Here is a 2029-nt window from a genome sequence, read left to right on the forward strand (position 1 = left end):
CGGGTGGGTAGGTGGGCTGTCGCGGTCGCGGTCCTACCCGAAGCGTCCTGGATCAGTTCCAGTCGAAGGTGTCGGGGTCCGGTCCGAGGCGGGTTCCGGTGTCCAGGGCAGCGAGGGCGGTCAGATCGTCGGCGTCGAGCTCGAAGCCGAAGACGTCGATGTTCTCGCGGATGCGGGAGGGCGTGACCGACTTGGGGATCACGACGTTGCCGATCTGCAGGTGCCAGCGCAGCACGATCTGCGCGGGCGTACGGCCGTGCTTCCGCGCGAGCTCGCCGATCCTCGATTCCTCGAGGAGCCCCTTGCCCTGGCCCAGCGGGGACCACGCCTCGGTCGCGATGTCGTGCTCCGCGTGGAAGGCCCGCGCTTCGGCCTGCGGGAGGTTCGGGTGCAGCTCGATCTGGTTGACGGCCGGGACGACGCCGGTCTCGTCGACCACGCGGCGGAGGTGGGCCGGCTTGAAGTTCGAGACGCCGATCGCCCTGGCGCGGCCGCTCTTCTCGATCTCGTCGAACGCCCGCAGGACGGCGAGGTAGTCATCGCGCATCGGCCTCGGCCAGTGGACCAGGTACAGATCGAGGTAGTCGAGGCCTAGCCGGTCGAGGGAGGCGTCGAACTCGCGCAGGACGTTGTCCCGCGTCCATGTTTCGGACGCGCTGTTCCACAGCTTGGTCGTGATGAACAGCTCCTCGCGGGAAATCCCGGAGGCGGCGACGGCCTTGCCCGTGCCCTGCTCGTTCTCGTACGCGGCGGCGGTGTCGATGCTGCGGTATCCCGCCTCGAGCGCGGTGCCCACGGCCCGCTCCGCCTCGTCGTCCGGCACCTGCCAGACGCCGAAGCCGAGTTGGGGCATGCGGACGCCGTTGTTCAGGGTGATCTGGGGGACCTTGCTCACGAGCGGTCGATCCTTGTCTCGTCGGGCAGTGCTTCGTCCCAGGATCAACGATCTTCAGCGGACCCGCATTCCCGGCCCCGGGTCCGGACCCGGAGCCGGACCGAGGCCGGTCATTACCGGGCAGCGGTCAGCGGGTGCGGAGTTCGTCCACGACCTGGGACATGACCGGCACTTCGATCCGGTACTGCTGTGCCGCGCGGAGCACCGCCCCTCCGATCGCGTCCAGTTCCAGCGGGCGGCCGGCCTCGGCGTCGCGCTGCATGGAGGACTTCATCCCGGCGGGCGCGCGGTCGAACATGCCGAGAATGCGGTCGGCGTCGACCGGCCCTCCGGACGCGTGCGCGGTGGCGGTGATCTCGCCGAGGACGGCGAGCAACTCGGGCCGCCGCTCCGTGCGTACGCCTCCGACCGTCAGGCCGTACCGGGTGGTCAGCAGGGCCATCGGGGCGAGGAAGGCGAGCTTGTCCCAGAGCATCGCGGCCTCGTCGTCGCGGACCCGCACATCCAGGCCGGCGCCCTGGAGCAGCTTCGCGGTCCGGTCCAGGCGGTCGCGGGGCGCTGCCTGGGACGCGAGCTCGATCGCGGCGAACGGGCTGGTGTGCTCGATTCGGCCCGGCGCGACGCGGGTCGACTCGACCTTGATGGTGGCGGCGGCCACCTGGTCCGCGGGGTAGTGCTCGCGGAGTTGCGCGACGTGCTCGAGGCCGTTGAGCAGCGGCACGACCAGGCCGGAAAAGCCGAGCGCTTCCGGCGTCACGCGCGCGAGGGCCGGGGCGAGGGCGGTCTCCTTGACCGCGATCAGGCAGGTGCCGACCGGCTCCGTCAATTCGGTGGCGGCCTCGACGGACACCGTGAAGTCGCCGTACTTTCCGCTGCTCACGGACAGCCCGTCACGGCGCAGCACCTCGGCCGTCTCCGCCCCGGCCAGACATACGACGCGGTGTCCCGCGCGGGCGAGCAGCGCCCCGACGAGCCCTCCGACTCCACCGGGCCCGAGCACTGCCACGGTCTCGGTCCCCGTCTCGGTCTCGGGTATTGCGTTCACTTGTCCTCCCTGGCCGGGACTTCCGTCCTGATCGCTCCGCTGGAGTTTACGGGTGTGGGCGTTCGTTCCGCGGGGCGATGAGGGTGCCC

General features: G+C 70.7%; 2 protein-coding genes. Both read right to left on the bottom strand.

What is annotated here, in order from left to right:
• Window positions 1-52: 52 nt before the first annotated feature.
• Window positions 53-895, bottom strand: coding sequence for an aldo/keto reductase (locus ACTWQC_RS35700; protein WP_443320031.1), 843 nt, complete (start codon window positions 893-895; stop codon window positions 53-55).
• Window positions 896-1022: 127 nt separating this feature from the next.
• Entirely contained in the window at window positions 1023-1940 is a 918-nt protein-coding gene (locus tag ACTWQC_RS35705) for a ketopantoate reductase family protein (protein ID WP_443320032.1), read from the bottom strand.
• Window positions 1941-2029 lie beyond the last annotated feature (89 nt).

The sequence above is a fragment of the Streptomyces sp. 8N616 genome, from assembly GCF_052246385.1.
GTDB lineage: Bacteria > Actinomycetota > Actinomycetes > Streptomycetales > Streptomycetaceae > Streptomyces.